This is a genomic window from Kocuria himachalensis, assembly GCF_054784195.1.
In genome coordinates this window covers 13,636-37,314 of the sequence record NZ_BAAGPL010000014.1, presented here as the reverse complement: position 1 = coordinate 37,314, position 23,679 = coordinate 13,636, and the positions used below count along the sequence as shown (strand labels likewise).

Annotated in this window: 24 protein-coding genes and 1 riboswitch; of the genes, 6 read left to right on the top strand and 18 right to left on the bottom strand. The window is 72.6% G+C overall.

Annotated elements, in window-relative coordinates; all coding sequences use genetic code 11:
* Positions 1–135 precede the first annotated feature (135 nt).
* The gene (locus tag ACYVM4_RS09080; protein ID WP_460668308.1) at positions 136–921 is read left to right on the top strand and encodes a VOC family protein; all 786 of its coding nucleotides are present in this window, start codon (positions 136–138) and stop codon (positions 919–921) included.
* An 18-nt stretch (positions 922–939) separates the two neighbouring features.
* On the opposite strand, the gene ACYVM4_RS09075 is transcribed toward ACYVM4_RS09080, so the two are convergent.
* The 6 genes from ACYVM4_RS09075 to rhaI form a co-directional block, all read right to left on the bottom strand.
* Positions 940–1,752: a hypothetical protein gene (locus ACYVM4_RS09075; RefSeq protein WP_460668307.1), complete on the bottom strand. Its 813-nt coding sequence runs from the start codon at positions 1,750–1,752 to the stop codon at positions 940–942.
* Positions 1,749–2,543, bottom strand: coding sequence for a ferritin-like domain-containing protein (locus ACYVM4_RS09070; protein ID WP_368822951.1), 795 nt, complete (start codon positions 2,541–2,543; stop codon positions 1,749–1,751). Before ACYVM4_RS09070 ends, ACYVM4_RS09075 begins: the two co-directional genes overlap by 4 nt.
* Before the next feature lie 90 nt (positions 2,544–2,633).
* Entirely contained in the window at positions 2,634–3,617 is a 984-nt protein-coding gene (locus tag ACYVM4_RS09065) for an LCP family protein (RefSeq protein ID WP_460668306.1), read from the bottom strand.
* A 283-nt stretch (positions 3,618–3,900) separates the two neighbouring features.
* Complete coding sequence (locus ACYVM4_RS09060; protein ID WP_460668305.1) at positions 3,901–5,370, bottom strand: rhamnulokinase; 1,470 nt, start codon at positions 5,368–5,370, stop codon at positions 3,901–3,903.
* A 5-nt stretch (positions 5,371–5,375) separates the two neighbouring features.
* The gene (locus ACYVM4_RS09055; RefSeq protein WP_460668304.1) at positions 5,376–7,421 is read right to left on the bottom strand and encodes a bifunctional aldolase/short-chain dehydrogenase; all 2,046 of its coding nucleotides are present in this window, start codon (positions 7,419–7,421) and stop codon (positions 5,376–5,378) included.
* A gap of 158 nt (positions 7,422–7,579) precedes the next feature.
* The gene (gene rhaI, locus ACYVM4_RS09050) at positions 7,580–8,746 is read right to left on the bottom strand and encodes an L-rhamnose isomerase (RefSeq protein ID WP_368822947.1); all 1,167 of its coding nucleotides are present in this window, start codon (positions 8,744–8,746) and stop codon (positions 7,580–7,582) included.
* Positions 8,747–9,079: 333 nt separating this feature from the next.
* Between rhaI and ACYVM4_RS09045 the strand changes: the two genes are divergently transcribed.
* From ACYVM4_RS09045 to ACYVM4_RS09035, 3 genes are all read left to right on the top strand, one after another.
* Positions 9,080–9,448: an L-rhamnose mutarotase gene (locus ACYVM4_RS09045; protein WP_460668303.1), complete on the top strand. Its 369-nt coding sequence runs from the start codon at positions 9,080–9,082 to the stop codon at positions 9,446–9,448.
* Positions 9,449–9,505: 57 nt separating this feature from the next.
* Positions 9,506–10,804: an MFS transporter gene (locus ACYVM4_RS09040; RefSeq protein ID WP_368822945.1), complete on the top strand. Its 1,299-nt coding sequence runs from the start codon at positions 9,506–9,508 to the stop codon at positions 10,802–10,804.
* 133 nt (positions 10,805–10,937) lie between these two features.
* Entirely contained in the window at positions 10,938–11,963 is a 1,026-nt protein-coding gene (locus ACYVM4_RS09035) for a LacI family DNA-binding transcriptional regulator (RefSeq protein WP_368822944.1), read from the top strand.
* Positions 11,964–12,180: 217 nt separating this feature from the next.
* Here ACYVM4_RS09035 and ACYVM4_RS09030 read toward each other — a convergent pair whose 3' ends face one another.
* The 7 genes from ACYVM4_RS09030 to ACYVM4_RS09000 form a co-directional block, all read right to left on the bottom strand.
* Complete coding sequence (locus ACYVM4_RS09030; protein WP_368822943.1) at positions 12,181–12,363, bottom strand: PspC domain-containing protein; 183 nt, start codon at positions 12,361–12,363, stop codon at positions 12,181–12,183.
* A gap of 81 nt (positions 12,364–12,444) precedes the next feature.
* The gene (locus ACYVM4_RS09025; RefSeq protein WP_368822942.1) at positions 12,445–12,930 is read right to left on the bottom strand and encodes a pyridoxamine 5'-phosphate oxidase family protein; all 486 of its coding nucleotides are present in this window, start codon (positions 12,928–12,930) and stop codon (positions 12,445–12,447) included.
* A gap of 298 nt (positions 12,931–13,228) precedes the next feature.
* A complete protein-coding gene (locus ACYVM4_RS09020; protein ID WP_460668302.1) occupies positions 13,229–14,248 on the bottom strand; it encodes a bile acid:sodium symporter in 1,020 nt (339 codons plus the stop codon).
* A gap of 470 nt (positions 14,249–14,718) precedes the next feature.
* Positions 14,719–14,892 carry a hypothetical protein gene (locus ACYVM4_RS09015; RefSeq protein ID WP_368822940.1) on the bottom strand — a complete coding sequence of 58 codons (174 nt, stop codon included), beginning with the start codon at positions 14,890–14,892 and terminating at the stop codon, positions 14,719–14,721.
* Positions 14,893–15,361: 469 nt separating this feature from the next.
* A complete protein-coding gene (locus ACYVM4_RS09010) occupies positions 15,362–15,652 on the bottom strand; it encodes a hypothetical protein (RefSeq protein ID WP_368822939.1) in 291 nt (96 codons plus the stop codon).
* Positions 15,653–15,809: 157 nt separating this feature from the next.
* Positions 15,810–16,088 (bottom strand): hypothetical protein, encoded by a 279-nt coding sequence (locus ACYVM4_RS09005; RefSeq protein WP_368822938.1) that lies wholly within the window; start codon positions 16,086–16,088, stop codon positions 15,810–15,812.
* Between the two features lie 302 nt (positions 16,089–16,390).
* A complete protein-coding gene (locus ACYVM4_RS09000) occupies positions 16,391–16,897 on the bottom strand; it encodes a TetR family transcriptional regulator (RefSeq protein ID WP_368823334.1) in 507 nt (168 codons plus the stop codon).
* A 282-nt stretch (positions 16,898–17,179) separates the two neighbouring features.
* Between ACYVM4_RS09000 and ACYVM4_RS08995 the strand changes: the two genes are divergently transcribed.
* On the top strand, positions 17,180–18,313 hold the full coding sequence (locus ACYVM4_RS08995; RefSeq protein ID WP_438612851.1) for an FUSC family protein: 1,134 nt from the start codon (positions 17,180–17,182) through the stop codon (positions 18,311–18,313).
* A 154-nt stretch (positions 18,314–18,467) separates the two neighbouring features.
* Positions 18,468–18,632 carry a hypothetical protein gene (locus tag ACYVM4_RS08990; protein ID WP_368823332.1) on the top strand — a complete coding sequence of 55 codons (165 nt, stop codon included), beginning with the start codon at positions 18,468–18,470 and terminating at the stop codon, positions 18,630–18,632.
* Here ACYVM4_RS08990 and ACYVM4_RS08985 read toward each other — a convergent pair.
* The 5 genes from ACYVM4_RS08985 to ACYVM4_RS08965 all read right to left on the bottom strand — a co-directional run bounded on the left by ACYVM4_RS08985 (position 18,617) and on the right by ACYVM4_RS08965 (position 23,579).
* Complete coding sequence (locus ACYVM4_RS08985; RefSeq protein ID WP_460668301.1) at positions 18,617–19,201, bottom strand: cupin domain-containing protein; 585 nt, start codon at positions 19,199–19,201, stop codon at positions 18,617–18,619. The genes ACYVM4_RS08990 and ACYVM4_RS08985 overlap by 16 nt on opposite strands.
* Positions 19,202–19,899: 698 nt before the next feature.
* The gene (gene moeB, locus ACYVM4_RS08980; protein ID WP_368823330.1) at positions 19,900–21,075 is read right to left on the bottom strand and encodes a molybdopterin-synthase adenylyltransferase MoeB; all 1,176 of its coding nucleotides are present in this window, start codon (positions 21,073–21,075) and stop codon (positions 19,900–19,902) included.
* Entirely contained in the window at positions 21,072–21,932 is an 861-nt protein-coding gene (locus tag ACYVM4_RS08975; RefSeq protein WP_368823329.1) for a thiazole synthase, read from the bottom strand. The genes moeB and ACYVM4_RS08975 overlap by 4 nt, the downstream gene beginning before the upstream one ends.
* A gap of 1 nt (position 21,933) precedes the next feature.
* Positions 21,934–22,173: a sulfur carrier protein ThiS gene (gene thiS / locus ACYVM4_RS08970; RefSeq protein ID WP_368823328.1), complete on the bottom strand. Its 240-nt coding sequence runs from the start codon at positions 22,171–22,173 to the stop codon at positions 21,934–21,936.
* Positions 22,170–23,579, bottom strand: a complete 1,410-nt coding sequence (locus ACYVM4_RS08965; RefSeq protein ID WP_368823327.1) for an FAD-dependent oxidoreductase — start codon at positions 23,577–23,579, stop codon at positions 22,170–22,172. Before ACYVM4_RS08965 ends, thiS begins: the two co-directional genes overlap by 4 nt.
* Positions 23,575–23,678, bottom strand: a riboswitch (TPP riboswitch). Its footprint overlaps the gene before it by 5 nt.
* Position 23,679: the final 1 nt, after the last annotated feature.

Genomic DNA, 23,679 nt, shown 5'->3' with positions numbered 1-23,679 from the left:
CGGGCCGTTAGCGCGTCCGAGCGGACCCCTAGCCTGGAACGTGCCGGAGATCACAGCGCACCGTGTCCGGGTCCCGGACCCCGCAGAGGATCCCCGGCGGTACCGCTGCACCCGACCCGCGGAAGGACCCTCGTCATGACCACGCACACCGAACCCTGGCCGGTCGGCTCACCCTGCTGGGTGGACCTGATGGCCTCCGACCTGGGGCGGACCCAGGCCTTCTACCGCGACGTGCTCGGCTGGACCTACTCCGAGTCCCAGCCCGAGTACGGCGGCTACTGCAACGCCCTGCTCGACGGGCGGACCGTCGCCGGGCTCTCCCCCACCATGGAGGGAATGGAGAACGCCCCGCACGTGTGGTCCGTCTACCTGGCCACCGAGGACATCTCCACCCACGCCGCCCGGGCGGTCGAGGCCGGGGCCACCCCGGTGTTCGAGCCCATGGAGGTCGGGGCCTTCGGCTCCATGGGGATGTGGGTCGACCGCACCGGGGCGGCCTTCGGCATGTGGCAGGCCCACGAGCACACCGGCTTCGGCGCGTACGGGGAGCCCGGCGCGGTGACCTGGTGCGACCTCATGACCGGCGACCCCGCAGCCGCCCAGGGCTTCTACGCCGCGGTCTTCGGCTACACGTACCAGGACATCGGCGACGAGAGCATGCCCTACGCCCTGTTCACCGTTCCCGGGGGCCAGATGCCCGCCGGCGGCATCGGCGGTCTCGATCCCCGGGCCGGTGACGCCCAGCCCGGCTGGTCGGTCGCGTTCCAGGTCGAGGACGTCGACGCCGCCGCGCGGCGCGTGCGCGAGTCCGGAGGGTCGGTCACCCAGGAGCCGTTCCACTTCGAGTACGGGCGGATGGCGGTCGCGACCGGCCCCGACCAGGAGGTCTTCGCGGTGATGACCCCGAAGGAGGACATGTAGGTGCCGCGCCGGGGCGCCTCAGACCCGGTCGAGGCGCCCCAGGGCCGCGGAGACCGGTCGGGCGCCGGCCAGGCCCGGAAGAGCGGCGAGAGTCTCGTCGAGCCGCAGCAGGTCGGCACGGGCGGCCGGATCGGCGAACAGCCGCTGGACCCACGTCCCGATCGGGCCGGGGTCGCAGTAGCGGGTCCCGGGCCAGTCCCACCGGGCCGTCCCGGAGCGCGCGAGCCGGCGCGCACTCGCGCTGCGGGCCAGCCGGGCCGCGGCCTCCTCGGCGAAGAACGCCAGGTGGCGTTCCTTGAGGCGCACGATCTCTCGAGCCGTCCCGGCCCACCGGGGCTCGACGGCGCCCAGCCGGCGGTGGACCGCGGCGAGCACGGCGGTGTCGAGCCCCCCGGTGACCATCTGTCCCCCGGTGACGTCGGCGCCCAGGAGGTTGCTCGCCACCGCGCCGAGCGCGGGCCGGGCCCGCTCGTCCCAGCTCCGCCGCCACCGCCCTCCGGTGGTGTCGGCGGGCTCCCCGACCGTGCGCCCGTTGGCGGCCAGGACCGCGGCGAGGGTCTCGGCGAGCCAGTGCTGCTCGTAGGCCCACGCGGTGAGGAAGGCGGTCACCCGGGACTCGGCGTGGGTGGGGGTGACCAGGAGGTCCCGCAGCCGGTCCAGCAGGCCGCGCTCGACGCGCCACAGGTGCGCCAGCACGTCGAGCGTCCCGGGCGCGAGCCCGCGCACGCTCTCCAGGTCGAGGTCCGCGGGGCGCAGCTCGTAGGGCTCGCACGCAAAGGCCCGCACGTCGAAGCGGGGACCGCCCTCGTCGACCGCGGCGGTCGCGCTCACGCCGGCACGCCCCGGGCGTCCAGGGCGTCGGCCACGACGGTGAGGCCGTCCATCCCGGGCAGCTTGGCAATCTGGCGGTCGATGGCCTCGACCTCCTTGCGGCCCGCCGTCCCGGAGAAGAGGTGGCCCATGACGTGGGTGACCTCGTCCTCGGGCGAGACGCCGGAGCCGACCGGCTGCCACGCCGTGCGCAGGGCCAGGCGGGCCAGCTTCTGTGCCCTCGGGTTGTCCTGCAGCCGGGCCCGGGCCTGGGTCGTGTAGAACGCGATGTGCTTGGTCTCCTGCGCGGCGATGCGCCGCAGCAGCGGGGCGAGCACCGGGTGGTCCTCCAGCGCGGCCAGACGCCGGTAGGCGGCGGCCGCGGACCGCTCGTTCACCGCGCCCCAGAGCATGTGCACGGCGACGAAGTCCGTGCCCACGATGTTGGACAGCAGCGACTGCTTCACCGGGCCGACCCGGTCGCGCCAGCCGAGCTTGACCCGCTTGGCCTTGAGCTCGTCGTAGGCCACGGTGATGCCGTGCAGGTCCAGCACGTGGGCGAGGGCCTCGCCGTGCCAGAACTCCTCCCGGTTCCACATGGTCATGAAGGTGCTGACCTCCGGGTCCTTGCGGGAGGGGCTGACGAGCATGTCCCGCAGGTAGCAGACGGTGTGGAACTCGACGTCGCACATGTACCGCAGCGTGCGCAGCGTCTCCGGGGGCAGGGGGTCCTCGCGCAGCGCGTCGAGTCCCAGGTCGTCCCAGTGCAGACTGGTGGACTCGTCGGCGAACCGGTCGATGTCGAAGGCCATGACGCCTCTTCTCCTCCTCGTTGGGGTGGTCTCACGAGGATGTTCGGCGCCGCGGCGGCATCGGATGGGTCGGCCGGGCCCCGACCTGCCTCAGAAGTCCGCCGCAGGCGCTCCGTCCCTCGACGGGGACTCACCACGATCCAGGGCGGGCACGTCCATCACCAGTGCGTGGAAGACCTCCTCCGCCTCCGCCGCGGGAACCACCCTGTTGGGGTCGTGGACGTCCGGCACCCACGGCATGGTCCCGATGCTGATGTTCTGCTGCGGAACGCGGGCGAGGCCCGCTCCGAGCCTCGCCATGGTGGGAACCCGCGCCAGGTCCGTGTCGGTTCGCACCGACGAGGTCACGGCATCGAGGAACGAGTGGGCCCTCCGAGGGTGCGTGGCCAGCTTCCGGTCCCTGACGCGGTCCACGATCGTGTACATCACCGTCTGCTGGTTGCCCATGCGCCCGATGTCGCTGCCGTCCCCGATGCTGTAGCGCGTCCGGGACCAGGCCAGCGCCTGGTCCCCGTCCAGCACCTGCTCACCGCCCGGGAGGTCCAGCTCCGCCTTCGGGTCGAAGAGCGGCTCCGGCAGGTCCACCGGGAGCCCGTCCAGGGAGTCGACGATGCGGGCGAAGCCTTCGAAGCGCAGCTCGAGGAAGTGGTCCAGGGACACACCGCTCAACGACTCCACCGCCGTGATGAGGCATCCGGCCCCGGCGCCCAGCGCACCGTTGATCATGCCGTAGTAGCAGGAGTACAGGTCGTCGAGGTCCTCGGCGCACGCGGGGAGGTCCAGCACGGTGTCCCGCGGGATCTGGATCGCATCGATCCGGGTGCGGTCCTCGCTGAGGTGGACCAGCACCAGGGAGTCGGCCCGGTCCCCCATCAGCGGATCGTCGTCCCGGGCGTCGGAGCCGACCATCAGCACATTGACCCCGCGCCCGGCTGCGGCGCCCGCGGGCGCGTCACCCGCCTCCTCCCGCATCAGCTCGACCGTGTCGATGTTCGCGGCCAACCGGGCGAAGCGCACTGCCGTGGCCGACACCGTGGCCGCCGCGAGCAGGGAGAGCACGACACACAGCGTCATGGTCAGCCGGCACCACCGTGGCAGTGCGCGAAACGAAGGCAGGCAGCGGGGGGAGATCGGCATAGGGATCCAGGATCGTCTCGGGTCGTCACCGGGGCGCCGCTCGCGCTCCGGACATCAGCCCCGAACTGTAGGAGACCGCGCTGGGTGCCGCCTGAACCGATCCCCGGCCGGGACGCGCGGGGGTTCGGGGACGGTGGCCAGCGCGGCCCCTCCTGGACCCGTCCCGTCCGCTGCGGGCGCCTCCCCGGGGCAACAGGCCGGTCGCGATCGCCGGATCCCGCTACGGTCGCCGGGCGGGGCTGAGCACCCGCGGGACGTAGCGGACGGGCTCGAAGGTCCTGGCCACGAGGTCCCGCAGGGCTTCCAGGGTCCCGGGGACGACGCCGGCGGCCCGCAGCTGCACCAGGACGTTGCCGATCGCGGTGGCCTCGACCGGCCCGGCGTGGACGGGGCGGCCGGTGCGGTCGGCGGTGAGCTGGCACAGCAGGGCGTTCTGCGACCCGCCGCCCACGATGTGCACGGTGCGGATGCTCCGCCCGGAGAGCCGCTCGGCCTGCTCGATCGTGGTGGCGTACGCCGCGGCCAGGGACTCCAGGATGGAGCGCACCACCTCGGCGCGGGTGCGCGGGGGCTCGGCGTCGTTCTCGTGGCACCAGGCGGTGATGCGGGCGGGCATGTCCCCCGGGGCGGTGAAGCGGTCGTCGGTGGCGTCGAACACGGGCACGGGACGGCTCACGGCGGCGGCCTCGGCGAGCAGGGCCGCGAGGTCGCTGCTGCGCTGGGCGTCGGTGGCCCCGGGTCCGTCCCAGGTGCGCATGGACTCGGTGAGCAGCCACAGCCCGGAGACGTTCTTCAGGTACCGCACCCGTCCGTCCACGCCGCCCTCGTTGGTGAAGTTCGCCGCCCGGCTGTCCTCGCTGAGCACCGGGGCCTCCAGCTCGATGCCGACCAGCGACCAGGTCCCGGAGGAGATGAAGGCCGCGTCCTCGGCGGTGCTCGGCACGGCGGCCACGGCGGAGGCGGTGTCGTGGGAGCCCACGGCGGTGACCGGCATCCCCGGGCCGGCACCCAGCTCGGCAGCCACTCCTGGCAGCAGCGCACCGATCGTGGTGCCGGGGGCGACGACGGGGGCGAGCAGCCCCCGGGCGAGGCCGAGCTCACCCAGCAGCCCGGTGTCCCACTGCCCGGTGCGGGCGTCCAGCAGTCCGGTGGTGGAGGCGTTGGTGGCCTCGGCGACCTGCTGCCCGGTGAGCCAGTAGGCGATGAGGTCGGGGATGAGCAGGGCCCGGTCGGCCACGTCCAGGTCCCCGGCGACCCGGTCGGCGGCCAGCTGGAAGACCGTGTTGAACGGCAGGTGCTGCAGTCCGTTGCGGGCGTAGAGCTCCTCCGGCGGCACCTGCCCGTGCACGGCCGCCACCCCGGCGGCGGTGCGCTCGTCCCGGTAGTGGTAGGGCACCCCGAGCATCCGCCCGTTCCGGAGCAGGGCGTAGTCCACCGCCCAGGAGTCGACGCCGACGGAGACGACGTCGTCCCCCCGCAGGGCCTGGGCCAGTCCCGCGGTCAGGGACCGGTGGAGCTCGGTGATGTTCCAGTGCAGCCCGGCCCGGTCCCCCTCGTGCAGGCGCACGGGCTGGTTGGGGAAGCGGGCCACGTGGCGCAGGCGCAGGCGCCCGTCCTCGAGGCCGCCGAGGATCACGCGCCCGCTGGTGGCCCCCAGGTCGACGGCGGCCACCGCCGCGGTGGTGCGCACGGGGCTCACCGGAGGAACGCGGCGGCCACGCCGGCGTCGACGGGCACGTGCAGCCCCGTGGTGTGGGAGAAGTCGGCGGTGCACAGGGCGAACACCGCGTTGGCGACGTTCTCGGGCAGGACCTCCCGCTTGAGCAGGGTCCGCTGGGCGTAGTACGCGCCCAGCTCCTCCTCCGGCACGCCGTAGACGGCGGCGCGCTTGGCGCCCCAGCCGCCGGCGAAGATCCCGGAGCCGCGCACCACGCCGTCGGGGTTGATGCCGTTGACCTTGACGCCGTGCTCGCCCAGCTCGGCGGCGAGCAGCCGGACCTGGTGGGCCTGGTCGGCCTTGGTGGCGGAGTAGGCGATGTTGTTGGGGCCGGCGAAGATCGAGTTCTTCGAGGAGATGTAGACGATGTCCCCGCCCATGTCCTGGTCGATGAGCACGCGGGCGGCGTTCTTGGAGACCAGGAAGGAACCCTTCGCCATGACGTCGTGCTGCAGGTCCCAGTCGGCCTCGGTGGTCTCCAGCAGCGGCTTGGACAGCGACAGGCCGGCGTTGTTGACCACCAGGTCCAGCCCGCCGAAGGCCAGGACGGCGTCGGTGATCGCGGCCTGCACGGCGGCCTCGTCGGAGACGTCGATGGCGACCCCGACGGCCACGTCGGTCCCGCCGAGCTCGGCGGCGGCGGCGCGGGCCTTGTCCGCGTCCAGGTCGGCGATGACCACGCAGGCGCCCTCGGCGGCCAGGCGGGTGGCGATGGCCTTGCCGATCCCCGAGGCCGCGCCGGTCACCAGGGCGATCCGGGTGGCCAGCGGCTGGGGCTTCGGCATGCGGGCGAGCTTGGCCTCCTCCAGGGCCCAGTACTCGATGCGGAACTTCTCGGCCTCGTCGATCGGTGCGTAGCTGGAGATGCCCTCGGCCCCGCGCATGACGTTGACGGCGTTGAGGTAGAACTCCCCGGCGACCCGGGCGGTCTGCTTGTCCTTGCCGAAGGAGAACATCCCCACCCCGGGGACCAGCACGATCGCCGGGTCCGCCCCGCGGAGGGCCGGGGACTCCTCGGTGGCGTGGCGGTCGTAGTAGGCCTGGTAGTCGGCGCGATAGGCCTCGTGCAGCTCCTTCAGCCGGGCGATCGAGTCCTCGACCGGGGCGCCGGCGGACAGGTCCAGGACCAGGGGCTTGACCTTGGTGCGCAGGAAGTGGTCCGGGCAGGAGGTGCCGAGTGCGGCCAGGCGCGGGTGCTCGGCGGCGGCGAGGAAGTCCAGCACCCGGGCGTCGTCGGTGAAGTGGCCGACCTGCGGGCGGTCGTGCGAGGCCAGTCCGCGGATCACCGGGGCCAGGGCCGCGGCCTTGGCGCGGCGCTGCTCCTCCGGCAGGGCCTGGTACCCGTCCAGGACCGGGCCGAAGGGCTCGGGGCTGGAGTGCTGGTCGATGTAGGCCTCGGCGGTGTCGATGATCCAGCGGGAGCGGGTCTCGGCCTCCTCGGACGTCTCGCCCCAGGCCGTGATGCCGTGCCCACCGAGGACGCAGCCGATCGCCTGCGGGTTCGCGTCCTTGAGCGCCGCGATGTCCAGGCCCAGCTGGAAGCCGGGGCGGCGCCAGGGGACCCACACGACCTTCCCGCCGAAGATCTCGGCGGTGAGCCGCTCCCCGTCGGCGGCGGTGGCGACCGCGATGCCGGAGTCGGGGTGGAGGTGGTCCACGTGGGCGGCGTCGACCAGGCCGTGCATGGCCGTGTCGATCGACGGCGCCGCCCCGCCCTTGCCGTGCAGGCAGTAGTCGAAGGCCGCGACCATCTCGTCCTCGTGCTCGACCCCGCGGTAGACGCCGGTCAGCGCACGGACCCGGTCCAGCCGGAGCGCGGCCAGGCCCTTCTCGGTCAGGGTGCCGAGGTCCCCGCCGGAGCCCTTGACCCACAGCAGCTCGACGTCCTCGCCCGTGACGGGGTCGGTCGCGGTGCCCTTGGCGGAGGTGTTCCCGCCGGCGTAGTTGGTGTTCTTCGGGTCCGCGCCGAGCCGGTTGGAGCGGGAGATCAGGTCGGCGACGACGGAGTGGGTGATGGTGTGCATGATCAGGGGTCTCTCTCAGATCGGTCGGCGGGAAAAGCGGAAGGAGGACGGGTGGGGCAGCCCGGCAGGACCGGCATCACGGCGGCCGGAGGCGACCAGGGCTCCGCAGTCGGGACGCGGCGGGGCTGCCGCCACGCGGCGGAGGACGCGGCAAGGGGTCAGGAGGCCCAGGAGGCCTGGGTGCCGCCGACGCGCTCGACGGCCAGGCGCTGCTGGTGGCCCGAGGCGGCATAGGCGGCCATCGGGTCCGCCGGCAGCCCCCGGGACTCCCGCCAGGCCGCCAGGGCAGGCCGGACGTCGGTGTAGAAGGCGTCCATCAGCACCTGGTGGGCGCCGAGCACGTCCCCGGTCTCCTGTGCCGCGGTCAGCGCCACCCGGTCGAGCAGCAGCGCGCGGGCGGTCATCTCCTGGACGTTGAGCACCGAGCGGATCTGGCCGGGGATCTTCTCCTCCACGTTGTGGCACTGGTCGAGCATGAAGGCCACGCCCGAGGCCGGGTCCAGGGCCCCGCCGCGGACGACCTCGACCATGATCCGGAAGAGCTGGAAGGGATCCGCCGCCCCCACGATGAGGTCGTCGTCGGCGTAGTTGCGGGAGTTGAAGTCGAAGGAACCGAGCTTGCCCAGCCGCAGCAGCTGCATCACGATGAACTCGATGTTGGTGCCCGGGGCGTGGTGGCCGGTGTCCAGGCACACGAGTGCCCGCTCCCCGAGGGCGGTGACCTGGGCGCAGGCCGTGCCCCAGTCCGGGACGTCGGTGTGGTAGAACGCCGGCTCGAAGAACTTGTACTCCAGCACCAGCCGCTGCTCCGCCCCCACCTGCGCGTAAATCTCGGCCAGCGACTCCGCCAGCCGGTCCTGGCGCCCGCGCATGTCCTGCTGGCCGGCGTAGTTCGACCCGTCGGCGAGCCAGATCTTCAGGTCCCGCGACCCGGTCTCGGCCATGATCTCCAGGCACCGCAGGTGGTGGTCGACCGCCTTCCGCCGCACCACGGGGTCCGAGTGGGTCAGGGAGCCGAACTTGTAGGCGTCGTCCTGGAAGGTGTTGGAGTTGATCGTGCCGAGGGCCACCCCCTGGTCGGCCGCGTACCGGGCCAGGGCCCCGTAGTCGTCGACCTGGTCCCACGGGATGTGCAGGGCGACGGTCGGCGCCAGCCCGGTGAACCGGTGCACCGTCGCGGCGTCGGCGATCTTCTCCTCCACAGTGCGGGGGGTGCCCGGGGTGGAGAAGACCTTGAACCGGGTCCCGGAGTTGCCGAACGCCCACGAGGGCAGCTCGATGGCCTGACCGGCCAGCTGGGGCGTGATGTCGTCGAATGCAGTCATGACCTTCACATCTTCCGTGCGGGGATCGGGAACGCGACCGGAGCGGCGGCGTGACAAGTTTTTGAATCGTTTCATGACCCTAGGCGGTGATCCTGGTCACGTCAAGGCCAACCCCCCTCCCTTAGGGCCGCGACCGAGGTCGTTGTGGCGAGCAAGTCGCGGCAGAAATTGGCGAGGCTATTGAAACGTCTCAAAATGTGCTTAGGATGGCCGCGTACTGAGAGGCACCTCACATCCGGCGGTCGCCGGGACGTGCGGTCCACCGCCGGGGAGCATCGCCGCCTCTCGTCCCCGGCCGGCTGTTCCGACGGCCCCACCACGAAGGAGTCCCGCATGGGAGCTCACCCGTCTGCCGCGCCGCTGCAGGCGCTGATCCGGCTGCCCGAGGAGGTCACGCGCACCCGCCGGGCCTTCCTCCTCCATGTCCGCCCCGAGAGGCTCGCCGAGTACGTCGAGGTGCACCAGCGGGTCTGGCCCGAGATGCTCGCCGCCCTCCGGGAGACCGGCTGGCGCAACTACTCCCTGTTCCTGCACCCGCCGGACGGACTGGTGGTGGGCTGCTTCGAGGCCGACGACGCCGTGGCCACCCGGGCCCTCATGGACGACCACCCGGTCAACGCGCGCTGGCAGGCCGAGATGGCCCAGTACTTCGTCGAGGGAACACACCCCGTGCCGCTCCTCCAGTACTTCCACCTGGCCTGAGCCGGGCCCCTCCACACCACCGTCACCGTCACCGTCACCGTCACCGAAGGATCACCCATGACCACCACGAAGCTCGGGGGCTGGAAGGCCACCATCGCGGTCTCCATGTCCAACTACATCGAAGCCGGGTCCATCATCGCGCTGGCCACCAGCCTGAGCCTGTGGCAGGAGTACTTCGGCTTCACGAACCTCGCCGTCGGCCTCGTGGCCGCGCTCAGCGCCAACGCCTTCGGCGCGGCCCTCGGCGCGCTGATCGGCGGGCCGCTCGGGGACCGGTACGGGCGCAAGTTCATTTACACCTACGACCTGATCCTGTACATGATCGGCACCGCGTTCGTGATCTTCGCCGTGGCACCGTGGATGCTGGTGCTCGGCGTGATCCTGACCGGTGTCGCCGTGGGCGCCGGTGTCCCCGTGGCCTGGACCTACATCGCCGAGGAGGCGCCGCAGGAGGCCCGGGCGAAGCACGTCGGCACCGCACAGTTCGCGTGGTCCCTGGCCCCGGCCCTGGTGTTCCTCTTCGCCACCTTCGTGGTGCCGCTGGGGCTGCTGGGCACCCGCATCGTCTTCGCCCACCTGTTCGTGGTCGCCTTCGTCACCTGGTGGGTCCGCCGGGGCCTCTCCGAGTCCCACACCTGGAAGAAGTCCGACGAGGAGCGGCGCGCCTCGGAGGCCACCGGGATCAAGCGGCGCAACTACCGCGACCTGCTCACCAACCGCACCAACCTCAAGGCCCTGCTCTTCCTCGTGGGCGTCTACGCGCTGTGGAACCTCGTCGCCGGACAGATGGGCATCTTCATGCCGCGGGTGTACGAGACCGCCGGTGTCGAGTCGGCCACCCAGCAGAACCTGCTCCAGGTGCTGCTGTGGAGCTTCACGGTGCTGGCCACCTGGTTCGGCTTCATGCGGTACGGCGACCGGGTCGACCGGCGCCTGCTCTACGGCGTCGGGGCGCTCCTGGGGATCGCCGCCTGGGTGCTGCTGGTCTTCGCCCACGTCACCATGCCGGTGCTGATCCTCTTCGCCGTGCTCTGGGGCGTGTCCGCGGGCATCGGCGCCCAGGCGTTCTACGCCCTGTGGGCCGCGGAGATGTTCGCGACCCGCTACCGCGCCAGCGCCCAGGGCGTGCTGTTCTTCGTCGCACGCATCGTCGTGGGCCTGCTCAGCTACTGGTTCCCCACCCTGCTCGCCGAGCACGGCGTTCCCTTCGTGGGCATGATCATGATCGGCGCCCTGCTGATCGCGCTGCTCGTCGGTGTGATCGGCGCCCCGGACACCCGCGGCAAGAGCCTGGAGCAGATCGAGGAGGACCGCTACGGGGCGGCCGTTCCCCGGCCGACCCAGCCGGTGGTCTGAGCCGGCGCGCCGCGCGGCTCCCGGGCTTCGCGGGGACCGCGGCGGACCCGTGGACCGAGCACCCGGAGCGCTCCACGCGACGGCCGGATCGTTAGACTCGAGGCTCTGGACAGTTCCGAGGGAAAGTGACGACGTGGCCCCTGCGCGACCGGCGGTGAGCATCAAGGAGGTCGCCCGCGAGGCGGGAGTGTCCATCGGCACCGTCTCCAACGTCCTGAACCGCCCCGAGATGGTCTCCGAGGACCGCCGCCGGCGGGTCCTGCAGGTCATCGACGACCTCGGCTACGTCCGCAACGACGTCGCCCGTCAGCTCAAGGCCGGACGTTCCCGCACCGTGGGGCTCGTGGTGCAGGACTCGGCCAATCCGTTCTACAACGAGATCGCCCTGGGCGCGGAGACGGCCGCCGAGCGGCTGGGCCAGGCCGTGATCATCGGCAACGCGGGCCTCTCCCCCGAGCGGGAAAGCCTGTACCTTGGCCTGTTCGAGGAGCAGCGGGTCCGGGGCGTGCTCGTCACCCCCCAGACCCCCGAGCGGTCCCGCGTCGACGTCCTGCGCTCCCGCGGCACCCCGGTGGTGCTGGTCGACGAGCACGCGGCTCCCAGCGAGTACTGCTCGCTGGCCGTGGACGACGTCGAGGGCGGGCGCGCTGCCGTCGCGCACCTCCTGGGCAGCGGCCGCCGCCGGATCGCCTATGTGGGCGGCCCCGAGACCCTGCACCAGGTCCGCGATCGCCGGGCCGGAGCGCAGCGGGCGGTCGAGGCCGTGGCCGGTGCGTCGCTGGAGTCCTTCGGCACCACGGCCCTGACGGTGCTGGAGGGACGCCGGATCGGGGAGCAGCTGCTCGAGCTGTCCACGGACCGCCGCCCTGAGGCCGTGTTCGCCGCCAACGACCTGCTGGCCCTCGGCCTGCTGCAGGCCTTCGCGTTCACCCACCGCATCCGGGTGCCCGAGGACATCGCGCTCATCGGCTACGACGACATCGACTTCGCGACCTCCGCGATCGTCCCGCTCTCCTCGATCCGCCAGCCCGCCCGGCTGATCGGGCGCACGGCCGTGGAGCTGCTGGAGGACGAGATCACCGACCCCGACCACCACCACCGCCACGTGAGCTTCCAGCCGGAGCTGGTCGTCCGGGACTCCACCCGCTCCCCGGTCTGAGCCGCCGAGCGACCCGGACACGGCCCCCGGACGCACGACCCGGACGGGCACCAGCCGTCGGCGCTGCATCTCGGTGCCGTGGCCCGTCCGCCGGCCCGGCACGACGGGGTGGAGTGCGCACCTGGGTGAACGCAGGATGTACCGGCTGCGCGAGGCGCTGACGGTGCTGCGGAAGATCATCGATCCCTGCGCAGCGCCGGAGGCTCAGGGGTGGGGTTCAGGCTTCCTTCGGGATGATGATCCACAGGGCGATGTAGACCAGCTCCCCCACGCCCACCAGGCCGAAGATGACGAAGCCCAGGCGCAGGAGGAACTTCGGCAGTCCGAAGCGGTTCGCCAGGGCCGCGCAGACACCGGCGATGAGCTTGCCGTTGCGGGGGCGGACCAGTGCAGAGTTCATGTCCGGATTCTACCAACGCACCTCGGGACACGCCCGGGTGCGGGGCCGCCCGGCCCGGGCGGCCCCGCACCCGGGTAGGCGTCAGAGCTCGACGACGCCCTGGTCGCCCTTGATCGTGTCGCCGGTGACCTTGGCCTTCACGAGGTTGGCCACCTGGGTGACCTTGCCGCCGCCGGGGGTGTCCCAGTACTCGGCGGAGCGGCCGGTGACCTCGATGAGGATGTTGTTCGGGTTCTCGGGCCCGCCCTCGAGCCAGGAGCCGGTGAAGCTGTCCCACAGCTCCTTGAGCTTCGCCTCGTCGTTGAGCACGAGCGCCGTCCCGGTCAGCGAGACCCAGGCGCCGTTGCCGGCGTAGGCGACGTTCACGGCGGGCCGCTGCTGCAGGTCCTGGACCTGGTCCGAGGTGCGCTCGGCGATGAAGTACACGGTGCCGTCGAAGTCCACGTCCTGGGTGGCCATCGGCTTGGAGATCAGGTTCCCGTGCTCGTCCGCGTGGGTGAGCATGGCGATGCGGGTGGACTTGATCAGGTCGCGCACCTTGGCGGTGCCGTCGTTCTGGTCGGTCATGGGGAGGTCCCTTCGTCGTTGGGCATCTGGACCGTGCCACTGCTGAAGTGTTCGACAACTGAGCCGACAACTGAACTGCCGGTCCGCGGCGCGGAGGGCCAGTCTATGAACTCGGGGCGGCTCGCACGAGGGGGCACCGGGGAACGGGCCCGGGCAGGCCGCCTGGAGCACCGCCGCCGCGACCGCGGGCTACCGGCCGCCCCGCAACTCGGCGGCTGGTACCCCGCGAGCGCCGCGACGCCCCACCGGCGCGGGCCCCACAGCCGGAGGGCCCCGGTGACAGGACGGAGGTGCCGCGTCATGGGCGGGGCGCCTCTCGGTCGGACGGGGTGCTCTCCCCACTGTGCCGGGGATCGCGGTCCGGCACCAGCGCGGGGACCAGCCGTACCAGCAGCACCATCCCCACCAGCTCGACCAGGGTCTGGGTGACGACGACGAACGGCGTGAGCGCGAGCCGCTCCGGCAGCGCCAGGGCCAGCGGGAGCACCACCAAGGAGTTGCGGGTGACCCCGCCGAACACCAGCGCCCGGGCGACGGGCACGTCCAGGCGGGCGAGGCGGGCGGCGAGGACCCCGATCGGGACCATGAGCGCCAGGAAACCGGCGTAGAGCGGCACGACCGCCGTGAGGTCGGCCAGCTGCTCCCCCACTCCGCGCACCTGCGAGGCGATCACGGTGAACAGGGTGAGCGCCATCAGCGGCACCATGGCCGCGGCCGTCGCGGACTCCAGCCCCCGGGCCGCCGCGGAGCGGGACGCCGCCCCCTGCACGGCCGCGGCCGCGGCCAGGGGCAGCAGGATCAGGAGCACGAACGCCTCCACGAAGGGGCCGAGCTCCACCAGGGCGACCGCCTCCGGGCCGGCGAGGAGCAACAGACAGACCGGCAGGAGCAGCATCTGCGCGAGCATCAGCAGCGGAGCGGCCGCCAGCAGCCGGTCGGCGGCGCCCCCGGCGAGACCGGTGAAGACGATGACGTAGTCCACGCAGGGGGCCAGCAGCACCAGCAGCACGCCCAGCAGCAGGGCCTCCTGCCCGGCGACCGTCCGGGACAGCCCGAGGACCACGACCGGGACGACCACGAAGTTGACGACCAGCAGCGCCGCCAGGAAGCGGAGGTCCGCGAAGGCCCGGCCCAGTGAGGCGAAGGGGACGGCCAGGAACGTGGCGAACAGCAGCAGCCCCAGGACCGGGGTGATGGCCGGCGCGAGCGCGGGGGCGCCGGGCACCGTCCAGCCCACGAGGATCGCGGCCGCGATGGCGACCAGGTACACGGCCACCTGGTGGCGCTCCGCCCACGCGGCGGCTGTCGGTGCGTTCACCCGCCCCAGCCTAGAGGCGCGGCGTCCGGGAGGTCCGCGGTCGTCACCGGGCGGGGATCAGACCTGGACACCTGGGCACTCCACGGCCGGATGACCCCGGAGGGCCGTGTGCCGGCGCTCCGGGGTGAGGACCGTGTCCTCGGCGACGGCGCACTGGATCTGCCGCGGCCCGGCAGGGAGGGACCGAGCAACATGCCTCGACGAACGATCCGCAACCGGGTCAAAGGCCTGTCCCTGACCAGCAGGGCCCGCAGGTGACTGCTGACGTCAGAAGGCCGCTGCTCCGCACCGTGGATGTCCCCGGGGGCGGACCGGAAACGGAGACCAGGGGCCGAAACCATGAATGATGCGGGGGCACGGTTCTACGGGCGCCTCGTCAAGGCAGAGCCCGTCGCTGTGGAGGCGATGGCCGAGGACGCCCGGCGCCACCTGCCCGAGGTCAGCCACGGCGCCTGGGCCGGCCGGTTGCCTCAGTGGCTGTCGTCGTCGTCCTCGTTGTCGTCCTCCGGAGTCGGGACCGGTTCCGGGGGCATCGCCCCGCCCTCGCCCTTCCACCGGTGCAGCTGCTTGTCCGGGACCGGTCCCATGTGCGGATCCGGATCCTCGACAGGCTGGTCCTTGCCAGAGCCGTTCTCCCTCGTCATGCCGCACACTCCAGGCGCCGCCAGCCTCAGGAGGAACAGGAGCAGGTCCGGCGCTGGTCTCCGTGGCCGCACGGGAACCCCGCCCTCGTCGGCGACCCGCACGGGGGACGCGGACCTGGGCGAGGGTCTCCCCGTGGTCCGTGTCCTCCCACGAGCAGGCCGTGGCGTGACGGTGTTCCTGATGCGGACTCCGCAGCTCAGGCGCTGACCGCACCAAGGCTTGCCACGACCGTGTCTCCTCGGCCGACGGGAGTTGCGACGACGGCGTCCGGACATGGTGACGTCGTCCGTCGAGCAGACCCCTCGGTCGGTTCTGGGGTGGCGGTCGTCCGCCGGCGGCAGGTGCCAGCACCGGCTGGCGGACGCTGTCGAGGTCCAGGTGCACCGGCGCTGATCGCTGTGAGGGCCCGCGACGTGCCCGACGGCGCAAGCTTGCCCCTGTCCGGACCATCGGCAGGGTCCGGACAGATCATCCGTACGGGTCCTGGGTCCCCACGCGGGCGTCCAGGGCGTCGATCAGCGCGCGGCGACGGTCCAGGGTGATGGGGTGGGGTCCGGCGGGGTCGGTCAGGTACTCCCAGTCGAGCTGGCTGCAGATCTGGCTGTGCAGGACCTGCAGCTGGGTCACCGTCAGATCGTCCAGGTGCTCCGGGAACGCCTCGGTGGGCTCGAGGTAGATCCACTCGGGCTCGACACGGTGCGAGGCGGGGCCGGCCTGGGGATCGAGAGGGTGGACAGGGTAGGCATGCAGGGTCGCCAATCGGGGCTCTTTCTGGTCGTTCGCCTGTCTCGGGGTGCTCCTGACTGGGCGTTTCGGTGGTCGTCTGCCGTCCCGGGGCAGAGGCGGCACCCGGAAGGCACTGTCCTTCCGACCATAGCCCGTTTCCTCATACCCCGCCGGGGTTTCCGCCGCGGGCCTACGGCCGGGCCGGTCGCACGGAGCCGTGGACTCCTGCTCGCGCGTCCAGGGCGAAGACCACCTTGCAGTACCGGGCCATGGTCACCGGGTGGGGAAAGGCAGGATGCTGCAGATGATCACGGTTGAGCTGGCGGCAGAGCCTGCTGTGCAGCACCTGCAGCTCCGGGAGGGCCAGCCGCGACAGTTCTGCGGGGAAGCCGGCGGTGGGCCCCAGATAGATCTCCTCGGCATCGTCGAGGTCGAGGGGGTCCCAGGGCTGGGTGGAAGGGTGGCTCATCAGGCGCTCTCTCTGTCGGATCGCCTGTCTCGGGCCGTTCTCCTGACTGGGCGGGATGGTGGTCTCCGCCCCGTCGGCGCGCCGGTCGCGCCCGAAGGGCAGCACGGCTCCGACCATAGTGTCCCGCCGGTGGCAAGGCGAACCGCGGGGTCGGCACCGGTCGCGAGCCGGCGTCGCCGCCGACGGGCCCGGAAGAGCGGAGCCGCCACGGGTCTTCCGGGGCGCATCACGGATGTGCCGTGCAGACCCCCCGGCCCCGGAGTGGCCCGTTCCCCGAGCGGGGCGTGAGGCCGGATCGTGTCCTAGTTCTCGTCCTCCGACAGGATCGATCCTCCCGCACGGGATCCGCTGTCACCGGGTGCTGCCTCGGCGAGCACCTCCTCCAGCCGTTCGTCGCCCAGATAGGTCAGCGCCGTGAGGATGCCCGTGATCCTGCGGCGCTGAGCGTCGTCGAAGCGAGTGGAGTCGAGGATGTCGCTGACCCACAATCCGTCCATGGCCAGCCGCACGATCACCCCGATGATCCCCGCCGGGTGTCCCGGATCCAGGTCCTCCCGGTCCATCCGGCGGTTGAGCTGGACCAGGGACTCGGCCAGGTGAGGCCTGGCCACCGCCGCGTGGAGCAGCGCCACCTGGTCCCGGCTGCTGTTATCCCGCACATCGGAGAACGCCTGCACATAGGCGCGGTCATCGGCACCGTCCGGAACGTGGTCCTGCTGGACCCAGTGGTCCAGTTCCTCGACGAGCTCCGTCATCACCGCTTCGACGTGCCGCTCGATCTCTTCACTCGGCGTTTCCGGCCTGAACATGGCTCCTCCAGCCGCTCGGGAGAGGACACCCCGTGCGGGTCCGCTCGCAGAACGAGCAAGTCTACTTGACTGTTTCCTGGAGCACCCGTCCCCGGTGCGCCGGTCCGCACTGCGACCGGTCGGGGACTCTGTGCTCCTGGTGGTCGGGTCTCGTCGTGGTGCACCGCTGCAGTACAGGGTTCTGTGGGATCTGTTCTTCCCTGGGCACGGGGCGTCGGCCGGACCCCGTCCGGGGCACCTCACAGGACTCGTCCGGGCAGCAGCTGGTCCTACACTGAGGCCATGTCGGCCAGGTCGTGGCCCAAGGAGGTTCCCCGTCTGCTCCGGACCCGGGTGCGGTCGGGTTCGCGCCGGGTCCGGAAGTCCTTCGGGCATGCCGTTCAGATGACCGCGGGCGGCATCGCGGCCTTTGCCATCGCCCAGGAGCTGCTGGGTCACGAAGGCCCGATCTTCGCGGCGACCTCAGCCATCATCGTGCTGGGCTTTTCTCATGACCCCCGGCTGCGCCGAGTGCTGGAAGTGGCCATCGGGTGCACCATCGGCATCCTGGTGGGCGATCTCCTGCTGAAGGTGCTCGACGCGGGCCTGTGGCAGGCCGCCGCGGTGCTGCTGACGGCTATTCTGCTGGCCCGGTTCCTGGACAGCGGGTCACTGTTCTCCACCCAGATGGCGATCCAGTCGGTCCTCGTGGTGCTGCTGCCGGTCCCAGCAGGAGGACCTTTCACCCGCAGCGTGGATGCCGTCGTGGGAGGCTCCGTGGCTCTGCTGATCACAGCACTCGTGCCCCGGGATCCCCGGCGTGAACCCCACGCGAACGTCCGGCGGGTGCTGGCCGAGCTGGCCAAGGTCCTGCAGAGAGCCGCCGTCGCGCTGGAGACCCATGACGCGACACCGGCCTGGCACGCCCTGGTGAGGATCCGGAAGACCCAGCCCCTCATCGACGAGTGGCAGGATTCGCTGAACTCGGCCCAGGAGATCGCCCGACTCGCGCCGGCCTATCGACGCCACCGCACCGAGCTGGAGGACCTGAACCGGTCACTGGACTTCATCGAGCTCGCCGTCCGCAACAGCGACGCGCTGGTGCGACGGCTCGCCTCGGCCATCAACGATGCCGCTCTGAGCGAGGAGGCCATGGACTCCCTGCACGGCCTGCTGATCGACACCGCGGACGCGGTCGAGACCTTCGGCCGCGCGCTCACCGAAGCCGACGCCGGAGGAGGCTCCGAACTGGACATGCGCCGGACCCGGGACGAGCTGATCGCGGTGGCCGTCCGGTTGCACCCGGACCCGCTGGGGGTGCGGGGGCTGCAGGGCGAAGGCGTGATCCTGCTGCTGCGTCCGTTGGTGGTGGATCTGCTGGAGGCGACGGGAATGCGGCACCGGACGGCGTCCGGCTACCTGCCGAAGCTCCACTAGCCGGCATGCAGTGACCGCCCGGGCGACCGGGGGTGCGGGCCGGGGCATCGCTCACACGGATTCGTGGGTCACCGGGCAGGGGCCGCCTGCTCGGCCTGTCCGGCCTGTGCGGGAGGCCCCGGTGTTGACAGAGCGGACGAGCACAGGCCTGGACGTGCCCGCACGATCGGTCGCGGCGGCGGCGATCGACGATGGCACCGGCGGACTGCTGCAGGCCCGGCACCGGCTCTCGGAGCTGCTGCTGCGCCACGGCATCGTCGACGAGTGTCTGCGCCGTCCCCGGCCCCGGCGTCGTGTCCTTCTTCAGGCCTGGCGGTAGTAGCGTTCCTCGAGCTGACGATCGATGCCCTTGCGGCGCGCCCGGACCGCCAGCATCTGCAGGGCCGGGTCGAGCAGACGCCCGGGGCCGGGGAGGTGGATGTCGGACTCCATCAGGATCAGCGCACCATGGTACAGATTCTTCGGCCGCCCGTCGGGGTGGGTCAGCCCGTCGGTGGCCATGTTCTGCAGGGTCACCAGCCACTTCTCGAACCCCGGGTGGGCGGGGCGGACCTCCAGCACGAAGCGCAGGGTGCGGTCCCCGGTGGTCCGCCAGCCGTGCACGGCGCGCGGGGGCACCACGGCTTCCTGGCCCCCGATCAGTTGCACCTGACGGCCGGCGATCCGGCCGTCGAGGGTGCCCTCGAACAGGTGCAGGGTCTCGGTGTAGAGCGTGTGGTAGTGCGGGAACACCCTGATGCCCGGGGCGTACTCCGCGTACAGCAGGCCGTACTCGCCTGCGGTCTCCGCACCGGTGCGCACCCAGGTCAGCGCGGTGCCCTGCGCCTGGTCCCGGTACGTCGCCCGGCCGTTGCGCATCTGGCTGATCTGTTCGGCGCTCCAGTCCATGGTCATCGCCCCCGACCAACAGATTACGATCGGCCGCCGTCCGGTGTCCCGGGTCGTTTCCAGATCGCAATCCGCCCGATCGAGCCCGTCCGTCACCCGGGGGCTGCGAGCCGACCGCGTGCTGATCGCAGACCGGTCGGCATCCCCGCGGCGCAGTGCCGAATCCTGCCGGTGCTCGGGGCCCGCCTGAACACACAGCTCGGCAGAAGCAGGGGAACCATGGCCGTCAACGTCGGCTCCGGCCCCGTCGACATCTGACTGCGCGGAGCGCACCCCCTGGTCCTGGGTGCGCGGCGTCCGATCGGCCCGACGGGCACCGCGCATCCAGCCCTTCGGCGGGACGACGCCGACGCAAGGTTCTGCGACGGCCCGCAGCGGGCACACCATTCTCGATGACGACGTCGACGGCGGCCCCTCCGTCACCGCGAGAAGCGGAACCTGCGTCACCAGAGCGTGACTTCGACCTTGTGCTGCTCGTCACCGCCCTGGTGACCATACGATGGTTCCCACGTACCGGGGTGGGGGTGATCGCCCTAGCAGAGGTGACTGCGTCTCCGCCCCCGGGAACGCAGGACATCGTTCCCTGGGATCGAGCCACCGCTGAGCGCTGCCGCCCCGGAACGCGGAAACCGTCCTCACCCGATCCCCGTGGCACGGTGGCACGTCGAGGCGTGATGCCTCCAGGACCGCAGGAGCAGTCAGTAGACCGGTTTGTCCGGCTCCACCTGCTCCACCCAGGCGAGCACCCCGCCCTCGAGGTGGCGGACCCGCTCCTCCCGCTGCGCGAAGAACGGCCGCAGCGCGGCCAGGGCGGTCGCGGAGCGGGCCCCGGCCTTGCAGTGCAGCACGAGGTCCGCGCCCCGGGCCTCCGGCGGCAGGGCGTCCGCGCCCCGGTCCAGGATGTCCTGCAGGAGCACGGGCACGGCGCCGGCGATGGCCACGAGCTCCCGCTCCCAGTCCTCGCGCACGTCCACCAGCGCGAAGGACGCCTCCCCGCGCTCCCGGCGCTCGAGCAGCCGGGCCAGCTCGGCCGCCCCGACGGTCTCGGCGGGCTCCGCCCCGGGCAGGGCGCAGACGGCGTCGGGCTCGGCCACCGCGGTGACCGGGGCGGCGCCGGGGTCCGGGGCCAGGCGCATCTCGCGCCAGGTCATCGCGAGCGCGTCGTGCAGCAGCACCCGCCCGAGCAGGGGCTCCCCGGTGCCGGTGATGAGCTTGACGGCCTCCGTGACCATGACCGAGCCGACGGTCGCGGGGAGCATGCCGAAGACGCCGCCCTCGGCGCAGCTCGGCACCTCCCCGTCCGGCGGGGCCTCGGGATAGAGGTCCCGGTAGGTGGGTCCGTGCCCGGCCCAGAAGACGCTGACCTGCCCCTCGAAGCGCAGGATGGAGCCCCAGACGCAGGGCGTGCCGGTCAGGGCGGCGGCGTCGCTGACCACGTAGCGGGTCGCGAAGTTGTCGGCGCCGTCCAGGACCAGGTCGTACTGGCCGATGATGTCCACGGCGTTGCCCGCGGACAGACGCACGCGGTGGATGCGCACGTCCACGAGAGGGTTGAGCGCGGTGACGGCGTCGGCGGCGGAGACGGCCTTGGGGCGGCCGACGTCGGCGGTCGTGTGCACCACCTGGCGCTGCAGGTTGGAGAGCGCCACGACGTCGTCGTCGACGATCCCGAGGGTCCCGACCCCCGCCGCGGCGAGGTACTGCAGGGCCGGGGAGCCCAGTCCCCCGGCGCCGACGACGAGCACGCGGGCCCTGCCCAGCCGCCGCTGGCCGAGGGGCCCGATCCCGGGCAGGGTCAGATGCCGGGCGTAGCGCTCCAGCTCCTCGCGGGTCAGTTCGGGGCCGGGTTCCACGAGCGGGGCCAGCGGGCTCACGGCCGCTCCCCCACGGGCGCCCAGTCCCCGCGCGGCACGTCGGCCGGGTCGGCGGCCGGCCCGTCGTCGGACGCGCCCGGATCGATCCGCCCGGCCATCGGCGAGGACGCCTGGGCGTGGCGGCGGGCCGGGATGCGTCCGGCGCCGGCGGCGAGCCGGCCGGCGACCACCGCGTGCCGCATCGCGGTGGCCATCGCCACCGGGTCCTGGGCACGGGTGACGGCGCTGGCCAGCAGCACGGCGTCGCAGCCCAGTTCCATGGCCAGGGCGGCCTCGGAGGCCGTGCCGATCCCGGCGTCGAGCACCACGGGCACGGACGCCCGGGAGGCGATGAGCTCGATGTTGTGCGGGTTGAGGATGCCCAGGCCCGTGCCGATGGGCGCGCCCAGGGGCATCACCGCCGCCGCGCCCAGGTCCTCGAGGCGGCGCGCCACGGCAGGGTCGTCCGAGGTGTAGGCGAAGACCTTGAAGCCGCGCGCCACGAGCTGCTCGGTGGCGTCGAGGAGCTCCACGACGTCGGGCAGCAGGGTGTCCTCGTCGGCGATCACCTCGAGCTTGACCCAGTCGGTCTCGAGGGCCTCCCGGCCGAGCTCGGCGGTGAGCAGCGCGTCCCGGGCCGTGTAGCACCCGGCGGTGTTGGGCAGGATCCGGATGTCGTTGCGCTCGAGCAGCGCGAAGAGGGAGTCGCCCTGGCCGGGGGCGTAGCGGCGCAGGGCCACGGTGGTCAGCTCGGTGCCGGAGGCCAGCAGCGCCTGCTCGAGGGTGTGCAGCGAGCTGAGGCCGCCGGTGCCCATGATCAGCCGGGAGGTCAGCTCCGTGCCGTCGAGCACGAGCGGGTCGGGGTGCGGGACGGTCACGTCAGCCTCCTTGGACGGCGGTGATGATCTCGACGGCCTGGCCCTCCGCCACCGGGGTCCGCAGCCAGCGGCTGCGGGGCACGACCGCGGCGTCCACGGCCACGGCCACGCCGAGGCGCCCGCCGTCCAGCGGGGCGCCGTCGGGGCCCAGGGCCCGGCCGACGGTCTCGGCGACGAGGTCGACGACGGTCGCCTCCGCCGCCACCTCGTGCGGGCGGCCGTTGAGTGTGATGGCGGTCATCGGGGGCTCCTGCTCCGGGACCCGGGTCCGGCGGCGGCCGGCTCGGGGTCCTCTCGACGGGCCTCGACGGGTCGGTCGAAGCGGTGCGGGTCGGTGGTGGCGAGGTGTTCGGCGTCGGCGGCCGGATCGGGCCCGGCCCCTCCGGCGACCAGCTGCGCGGCGAGCCGGGCGGCCAGCGGGGCGAGCAGGACGCCGTGGCGGAAGTAGCCGGTGGAGACCACGAGCCCCGGCACGGGCGAGCCGTCGGGGTCGCGGACCCGGCCGAGGTACGGGATGTCGTCCGGGGTGCCGGGCCGGGCGCGGGCCAGCACCTCGACCAGCTCGAGGTCGGCGACTCCGGGCACGAGCGCCTGGGCGTCGCGCAGCAGCCGGAACACGCCGCCGGCGCTGGCCCCCGTCAGGTCGTCCTCGCGGGAGGTCGCCCCGATCACCACGGTCCCGTCGGTGCGGGGCACCAGGTAGACGGGCACTCCGTGCACCAGGCCGCGGACGGTGCACTCGAGCAGCGCCGGCGCCCCGGCGGGGACCCGGGCGCGCAGGATGTCCCCGTGCACCGGTCGCAGGGGTGGGTCCCAGTCCTCCGGCAGACCCTCGAGGTCGCCGAGGCCGGCACCCGGGGCGAGGACCGTCCAGGTCGCGGAGACCATCCCGCCGCCGGCCAGGCGGACGCCGGTCACGGCGCCCTCGGCGTTGCGGCGCAGCCCCGTGGCGAGGTCGTGGACGAGGTGGGCCGGTCCGCCGTCGCGCGCGGCCGACAGCTCGGGGATCTCCGGACGCTCCGGGGGCCCCGAGTTCTCGGCGGGCACGGGAGGCTCGGAGTTTTCGGCGGCCTGCGGGAGCTTCGGGGCGACGAGGGCGGCGAGCAGCCCGGCCACGAGCCGGCGCGGGTCCACCTGGTGGTCGTCGGGGATCCGGAACGCGGCGGACAGCCGCGGGCTCAGAGCGGGCTCGAGGGCCCGGGCGTCGCGCAGGGTCAGCTGCTCCACGGTCATGCCGTGGCGTCCCTGCAGCGCGCGGAGGTCCGCCAGGGCCTGCCGGTCGGCGGCGTCCACGCCGCAGACCAGGGTCTCGGTGGTCCGGTGGCCCACCGTCCCCTCGGCGGCACGCTCGAGGGCGGCCACGAACGCCGGGTACGCGGCGGCCGAGGCGGTCATGAGGGGGTACAGGGGCTCCTGCCGGTACTGGACCTCGCTCACCGGGGCGAGCATCCCGGCCGCGGCGCGGCTGGCGCCGGAGCCCGGTTCGGGGTCCACCACGGCCACCGAGCGGCCGCGACGGCGCAGCTCCCATGCGGTGGCGAGGCCAATCACCCCGGCGCCGACCACGGCGACGTCGGACCGGACGTGCTCGGGCTGCCCGACCAGGGGGTGGCGTGCGGTCGTCGGTGCGGGGTGCGCGGAAGTCACACGGAACGTCCTTTCCTACGGCGGCATGACCCGCATCAGGTGTGGCGGTCGGCGCTGGACGCCCTCTCAGCCCCCGGTGGGGCTCCCGCAGAACCGCTGA

Bases quoted from the DNA above. Each gene is read 5' to 3' on its own strand.
- ACYVM4_RS09080 (WP_460668308.1), top strand. From the start codon at position 136: ATGACCACGCACACCGAACCCTGGCCGGTCGGCTCACCCTGCTGGGTG.
- ACYVM4_RS09070 (WP_368822951.1), bottom strand. From the start codon at position 2,543: ATGGCCTTCGACATCGACCGGTTCGCCGACGAGTCCACCAGTCTGCAC.
- ACYVM4_RS09065 (WP_460668306.1), bottom strand. From the start codon at position 3,617: ATGACGCTGTGTGTCGTGCTCTCCCTGCTCGCGGCGGCCACGGTGTCG.
- ACYVM4_RS09055 (WP_460668304.1), bottom strand. From the start codon at position 7,421: ATGCACACCATCACCCACTCCGTCGTCGCCGACCTGATCTCCCGCTCC.
- rhaI (WP_368822947.1), bottom strand. From the start codon at position 8,746: ATGACTGCATTCGACGACATCACGCCCCAGCTGGCCGGTCAGGCCATC.
- ACYVM4_RS09045 (WP_460668303.1), top strand. From the start codon at position 9,080: ATGGGAGCTCACCCGTCTGCCGCGCCGCTGCAGGCGCTGATCCGGCTG.
- ACYVM4_RS09040 (WP_368822945.1), top strand. From the start codon at position 9,506: ATGACCACCACGAAGCTCGGGGGCTGGAAGGCCACCATCGCGGTCTCC.
- ACYVM4_RS09030 (WP_368822943.1), bottom strand. From the start codon at position 12,363: ATGAACTCTGCACTGGTCCGCCCCCGCAACGGCAAGCTCATCGCCGGT.
- ACYVM4_RS09025 (WP_368822942.1), bottom strand. From the start codon at position 12,930: ATGACCGACCAGAACGACGGCACCGCCAAGGTGCGCGACCTGATCAAG.
- ACYVM4_RS09015 (WP_368822940.1), bottom strand. From the start codon at position 14,892: ATGACGAGGGAGAACGGCTCTGGCAAGGACCAGCCTGTCGAGGATCCG.
- ACYVM4_RS09005 (WP_368822938.1), bottom strand. From the start codon at position 16,088: ATGAGCCACCCTTCCACCCAGCCCTGGGACCCCCTCGACCTCGACGAT.
- ACYVM4_RS09000 (WP_368823334.1), bottom strand. From the start codon at position 16,897: ATGTTCAGGCCGGAAACGCCGAGTGAAGAGATCGAGCGGCACGTCGAA.
- ACYVM4_RS08995 (WP_438612851.1), top strand. From the start codon at position 17,180: ATGTCGGCCAGGTCGTGGCCCAAGGAGGTTCCCCGTCTGCTCCGGACC.
- ACYVM4_RS08985 (WP_460668301.1), bottom strand. From the start codon at position 19,201: ATGGACTGGAGCGCCGAACAGATCAGCCAGATGCGCAACGGCCGGGCG.
- thiS (WP_368823328.1), bottom strand. From the start codon at position 22,173: ATGACCGCCATCACACTCAACGGCCGCCCGCACGAGGTGGCGGCGGAG.